At 69.2% G+C, this 6,000-nt stretch carries 6 protein-coding genes; all 6 read left to right on the forward strand.

Annotated features, from left to right (window positions below; genetic code table 11):
* Nucleotides 1–13: 13 nt before the first annotated feature.
* The 6 genes from ACJH5R_RS10155 (at nucleotide 14) to ACJH5R_RS10180 (ending at nucleotide 5,932) form a co-directional block, all read left to right on the forward strand.
* Nucleotides 14–2,905, forward strand: a complete 2,892-nt coding sequence (locus tag ACJH5R_RS10155) for an ATP-binding protein (protein WP_406781839.1) — start codon at nucleotides 14–16, stop codon at nucleotides 2,903–2,905.
* Entirely contained in the window at nucleotides 2,905–3,348 is a 444-nt protein-coding gene (locus ACJH5R_RS10160) for a roadblock/LC7 domain-containing protein (protein ID WP_406760105.1), read from the forward strand. The genes ACJH5R_RS10155 and ACJH5R_RS10160 overlap by 1 nt, the downstream gene beginning before the upstream one ends.
* Nucleotides 3,349–3,365: 17 nt before the next feature.
* A complete protein-coding gene (locus ACJH5R_RS10165) occupies nucleotides 3,366–3,773 on the forward strand; it encodes a DUF742 domain-containing protein (RefSeq protein WP_406781856.1) in 408 nt (135 codons plus the stop codon).
* Nucleotides 3,751–4,353: a GTP-binding protein gene (locus tag ACJH5R_RS10170; protein ID WP_406781840.1), complete on the forward strand. Its 603-nt coding sequence runs from the start codon at nucleotides 3,751–3,753 to the stop codon at nucleotides 4,351–4,353. Before ACJH5R_RS10165 ends, ACJH5R_RS10170 begins: the two co-directional genes overlap by 23 nt.
* A 7-nt stretch (nucleotides 4,354–4,360) precedes the next feature.
* Nucleotides 4,361–4,933 (forward strand): pentapeptide repeat-containing protein, encoded by a 573-nt coding sequence (locus tag ACJH5R_RS10175; protein ID WP_406781841.1) that lies wholly within the window; start codon nucleotides 4,361–4,363, stop codon nucleotides 4,931–4,933.
* A 126-nt stretch (nucleotides 4,934–5,059) separates the two neighbouring features.
* Complete coding sequence (locus ACJH5R_RS10180) at nucleotides 5,060–5,932, forward strand: endonuclease domain-containing protein (RefSeq protein WP_406760102.1); 873 nt, start codon at nucleotides 5,060–5,062, stop codon at nucleotides 5,930–5,932.
* Nucleotides 5,933–6,000: the final 68 nt, after the last annotated feature.

The raw sequence follows: 6,000 nt of genomic DNA on the forward strand, positions 1-6,000 counted from the left end.
CGGCCACTGACCGGTGACGCTCTTTGACCACCCAGAAGGGGTGGACCAGGTCCTGGACGAATCGGCCGAGGACGCCCATCAGCCGGAGGCTGCGGCGGCAAAACGCCCATCGCGGTGGTCGGTACGCAACTGGCCGGTGCGGTGGAAGGTGCTGGCGATCGCGTTGCTGCCGCTGGCGCTGGCCGGGCTCTTCGGCGGGCTGCGGATCTCCAATGCGCTCACTGAGGCCAACCGGCTCCGTCTGGTCGCCGACCGCGCCGAGATGATCCCGGCGGTCACCAATTACATGTCGGCGCTGGGCGACGCGCTGGTGGCCGCGTCCTCCGACGGCGACGCCGAGGGTGCCCGAAAGAACTTCGAGAACCGCAAGTACGAGCTTCAGTCCCGGCTGTCGCACACCGATGTGGCGACCGATGTCCGCTCCGGGGTGGAGACGCTGATCGAGCGTGGCCAGGGGCTGTTGAGCTTGGTCTCGACCACCGGTGTGGGATTGCGAGACGAGGTGACCGGCTACGCGCCGATCCTGCTGACCGCCGAGGACGCCATCAACGGGTCGGTGCGGGTGGACAGTGAGCGGATCCGGGCTCAGACCGAGGGTCTCAGTCGTGCGGTCGGTGCACGAGGCCAGATGATGATGCAGGAACTGCTGGTCAATCGGGGTGGCGAGCTTCCCGATCCCGAGTTGCGCAGCTCGATGATGACGCTGGCCGGTACCGAGCCGTCGACCCTGTTCGGGATGTCCGAGGTGCTCGGCGTGGACTCCCCGGAGGCCAAATCGTTGCAACAGCAGCTGGTGACCCGGATGTCGATCATGTCCGACCCCGAACAGGTGCTGCCCAACAATCCGGTGCTGCGCGACTCGATCCGTACCACCGACCAGATCGCCGCCCGGCTGATCAGTGAGAACACCGGTGCGGTCACCGCGGCGGTGGAAGACCGGGCCGCGGACCGGCGCGCCGCCGCCCTGCGCGACATCGTGCTGGTGCTGGCCGCGATCACCGCCACATTGCTGGCGGTGTGGTTGGTGGCGCGCTCGCTGGTGCGCCCACTGCGCACCCTGCGCGACAGTGCGTTGCAGGTCGCCCACACCGACCTGGAACAGGAGATCGCCCGGTTGCGTGCCGGCGTGCCCGGTTCAGACCGCGACCCCGCCCCGCTGCCCGTTTACACCACCGAGGAGGTGGGGCAGGTCGCCCACGCCGTCGACGAACTGCACGCCCAAGCGCTGCTGCTCGCCGGTGACGAGGCCCGGTTGCGTCGCCTGGTCAACGAGATGTTCGAGACGATGTCGCGGCGCAACCGGTCCCTGGTGGACCAGCAGCTGGCCCTCATCGACCGGTTGGAGCGCAACGAGGACGACCCCGACCGGCTCGAGAGCCTGTTCCGGCTGGACCACCTGGCCGCCCGGATGCGGCGCAACGGCGCAAACCTGCTGGTGCTCGCCGGTGCCCGGGTTCCGCACGAGCGGGGCCGGCCGGTTCCGCTGGCGACCCTGATCAGCGCGGCCGCCTCGGAGGTGGAGGGCTACGACCGGGTGCAGACCGTGCTGGTGCCCGACACCACCGTGATCGGCGGCGCCGCGGCGGATTGCGTGCACCTGCTCGCGGAACTGATCGACAACGCGCTGCGCTATTCGGCGCCGACGGAGCCGGTGCGGGTGGTCGCCGGTTTCGAGAACGACGGTGGGGTAGTGGTCGAGGTCGTCGACGTCGGATTGGGGATGACCGACGCCGACCTGCGAATGGCCAATATGCGGCTGGCGGCCGGCGGCGAGTTCAGTCCGGAGAACGCCCGCCACATGGGCCTGTTCGTGATCTCGCGGCTGGCGGCCCGGCACGAGATCGAGGTCCGGCTTTTCCCGGCGTCGCAGGGATCTCGCGGTATCACCGCCGAGGTGTACTTGCCGCCGCATCTGCTGACCGTCAGGCCCGCCGTGGAGTCCGAGCGATCGCCGATGCTCGCGCCGGCCGTCCAGCCGTATTTCGCCCCCGCCGAGCCGGCGCAGCCCGAACCGTACGAAGCCGCACCGTACGAAGCCGAACCGTACGAAGCCGCACCGTACGACTACGAGCCCGAACCCGAGCCCTACCAGTCCTATGAGCCCGCCGAGGACGTCGACACAGCCGAGCCCGGTCCCGTCGTCTCGCTGCTGCCGCGGCGCACCCCGGGGTCCAGCGGCATCACCGGTGTGCCCTCCGAAGAGCCAGCACAACCAGAACCGCCAGCACAACCGGCGGCGGCCGAACGCGGACGCCGCGAGCTGCCGCAACCGTGGTGGGAAGCCGAGGAGCACGGCGGGGGACAGGGAGCGCCGGTCCCGGGCCCGCAGCGGGTGCCCGAACCGGTGGCCGAGACGTTTGCTCCGGCTGACACGTCGGGGTATTTCGCGGCGCGCTCCCGAGTCGGCGCTACAACTTCCGAGGCCGCCGAGCCCGATACCGACTCGATCTACCAGCGGATGCTCTCGGAGTCGGTGGGCAATGACCCCAACGAGGCCAGCCTGCGCGCCGACCTGGACTGGCAATCGGTGTGGGACCGGGGTTGGTCGGTGGCCGCCGAAGCGGAGAACGTGCCGGTGGTCGACCACACCGAACACGGCCTGCCGGTCCGTGAGCCCGGCGCTCGACTGGTTCCCGGCTCGGCCGTGGCGGAGGAGCCGCCGGCGGTGCAGGACGACCCCCATGCCACGGCGGACGATCCGGCTTCCCCGGAACAGCCGGTAACATCGAACGGCGTGCCGCCTGAGCCCGCCCACGAGCAACTGGAACGGGACCCCGCGGCTATCCGCACGTCGATCAGCAGCCACTTCGGCGGGGTGCACGCCGCACGATCGCACTCCCGGGAGAACGGCCGAGACAAAACCTCAGAAACGGGCTTCGACACCGACCAGGGACAGAACCAGTAATGACTTTCCCAACCGATCCCACCGCAGCGCGCCGTACCGCCGAAAGCTCGTTGGACTGGCTGGTATCCAATTTTGCCCGCGAGGTGCCCGGGGTATCGCACGCGGTGCTGGTGTCGGTCGACGGTCTGACGGTGGCGGCCAGCGAGCACCTGCCCACCGAGCGGGCCGACCAGTTGGCCGCGGTGGCGTCCGGATTGGCCAGCCTGGCAACCGGGGCGTCGCAGTTGTTCGACGGCGGCCGGGTGCTGCAGTCGGTGGTGGAGATGGAGCACGGCTACCTGCTGCTGATGCGAGTCGGGGACGGCTCGCACCTGGCGACGTTGGCGAGCACCTCCTGCGATATCGGCCAGATCGGGTATGAGATGGCGGTTCTGGTGGAACGAGTCGGAGCTGTGGTCCAGTCGTCGCGTCGATCGGCGCCGTCGCGGGGCGGCCACCCGTGAGGTGCCGGTGAATGGTGATGGACATCCCCGAGAGCTGGGCGCGCCCGCAGGCGCCAGAACCCCTGTACACGCTGGAAACCGAGGCCAACCTGGTCCGCCCGTACACGCTGACCGCCGGGCGGACCCACACCGACGTGCCATTGCCGCTGGAGGCCCCAGTGCAGACCCTGCGAGTAGCCCAGCCCAATCAATGGCCGGTCAGCGATCCGCGCGGCCGGATCGTCGAACTGTGTCAGGGGGCGCCGTCGGTCGCCGAGATCTCCGCCAAACTGAACCTGCCGCTGGGCGTCGCGCGCGTCCTGGTGGGTGATCTGGTCACGTCGGGATACCTTCGGGTACGCGCCACACTGACCGAGGCATCCACCCGGGATGAACGCCGAGACCTGATAGGAAGGACCCTTCGTGGCCTACGAGCGCTCGGATAGGCCCTCGGGTAGGCCCGCAGCTCCCAGAGACTCGGCGTCGACGAAGATCGTCATCGCCGGTGGATTCGGGGTCGGCAAGACCACCTTCGTCGGCACGGTTTCGGAGATCATGCCGCTGCGCACCGAAGCGCTGGTCACCGACGCTTCGGCTGGTATCGACGGCCTGGAGCCCACCCCCGACAAGCGGACCACCACGGTGGCGATGGACTTCGGTCGCATCACGCTGGCCGACGACTTGGTGCTGTACCTGTTCGGTACGCCGGGCCAGCGCCGGTTCTGGTTTATGTGGGACGACCTGGTGCGCGGCGCGATCGGCGCGATAATCCTGGTCGACTGCCGCCGGCTGCAGGACAGCTTCGCCGCCGTGGACTTCTTCGAGCACCGCAACCTGCCCTTCCTGATCGCGGTCAACGAGTTCGACGGCGCGCCGCGCTATCCGGTCGCCGCGGTGCGCAAGGCCCTGGCTCTGGCCGAACACATTCCGGTGATCAGCGTCGACGCACGTGACCCCCGGTCGGCCCGCGACGCGCTCATCGCTATCAGCGAATACGCGCTGTCCACCCTGGCTTCGCACGGTTGACGCAGGCTTGAGCGGCGCCCCAGAGTGGACCGGATGCGAGTTCTCCGGTCACGACTTTCGCGATGCGGACCTTTCGCGGCTGCGCACCGAGCGGGCGGTGTTCGACGAGTGCGACTTCACCGGGGCCGACTTCGGCGAGTCGGTGCACCGCGGGTCGGCCTTCCGCAACTGTCGCTTCGAGCGGGCCTCGCTGTGGCATTCCGAGTTCATCGGGTGCAGCATGCTGGGCTCGCAGTTCGTGCAGTGCCGGATGCGGCCGCTGGTGTTCGACGAGGTGGACTTCACCCTGGCCGGGCTCGGCGGCAGTGACCTACGGGCGGTGGACCTGAGCGGTTGTCGGCTCCGAGAAGCCAACCTGGTGGAGGCAGACCTGCGCAAAGCGATACTGCGCGGCGCCGACCTGACCGGCGCCCGGACTGTTGGCACCCGGCTGGACGAGGCGGACCTGCGCGGTGCGCGGGTCGATCCCACGCTGTGGACCACGGCATCGCTGACCGGCACGCGGATCGACATCGCCCAGGCCATGACGTATGCGGCCGCGCACGGACTGCGCCTCGACAGCGAATCCGGCGGGCGCTGACGCCAGCACGACGCACAGTCTCGCGGCTGCCGACCTCACCGCACATTCAACGCCGTCGCCGCACACTCAATCACCTGTGGATAGCTGAATGGCGCTGGTTGCCCGACACGGCGAGGCTCATCGATCGTGGAGGGAGAACCGTTCATTGGCAGTGAGGCACTGGCGGCCGGACGGCTGAATCGGCACGGGCTGCGGACCCACTATCGGGCCGCGCACCCGGGCGTCTACGCGCCCGGGCAGGCGTCGTTGCGGCTCGGTGAGCGCACCATCGCGGCGTGGCTGTGGTCAGGGCGGCGCGGCATCGTCGCAGGTGCGGCGGCCGCGGCATTGCACGGAACCAGATGGGTTGACGACGACGTGCCGGTCGAGCTGGTGCATGCGAACCCGCGTTCGCCGGGCGGCGTGATCAGCCGGCGCGAGACCCTGCTTGACGACGAGGTACAGACGTTGACCGGCCAGGACAGCGGCATGCTCGTCACCACACCCGAGCGCACTGCCTTCGACATCGGCCGCCACGAACGGCCACGGCCAGCGGTCGCGCGGCTCGATGCGTTGGCCCGGGCGACTCGTCTTGATGTCGCCGCCGTCGCGGCGCTGGCCCTGCGTCATCGCCGCATGCGTGGGCTGCGGCAGTTGGAGTGGGCGCTGGGTCTGGTCGACCGGGGTGCGGAGTCGCCCCGGGAGACCTACCTGCGGCTACTGCTGACCGACGCCGGGTTACCCCCGGAGCGGACTCAGATCCCGGTTCCGACCGCCGATGTCACTTATTACCTGGATATGGGGTGGCCGGACGTCATGGTGGCCGCTGAATACGACGGCGAACATCATCAGGTCGACAGCCTGCAGTGGCGCAAGGACATCATCAGGCTTGAGAGGCTGGCCCGGATGGGCTGGATCGTCATCCGGGTGGTAGCCGGCGACCATGCTCCCGAGATCGTGCGGCGGGTGTGTCAGGCACTGCAGTCCCGCGACTATCGGCCAGCGTTCATTGTGCGTTGACGGCGTTGAGTGTGCGGCCGACGAACGGGGCCCGGAAGCGGGGGGGGGGGGGGGGGGGGGGGGGCCCC

Origin of the sequence: Mycobacterium sp. SMC-19 (assembly GCF_045310815.1) — a bacterium.
GTDB lineage: Bacteria > Actinomycetota > Actinomycetes > Mycobacteriales > Mycobacteriaceae > Mycobacterium.

What these genes read in the sequence shown, in the direction of transcription:
- ACJH5R_RS10160 (WP_406760105.1), top strand. Translation starts at nt 2,905, where the DNA reads ATGACTTTCCCAACCGATCCCACCGCAGCGCGCCGTACCGCCGAAAGC.
- ACJH5R_RS10165 (WP_406781856.1), top strand. Translation starts at nt 3,366, where the DNA reads ATGGACATCCCCGAGAGCTGGGCGCGCCCGCAGGCGCCAGAACCCCTG.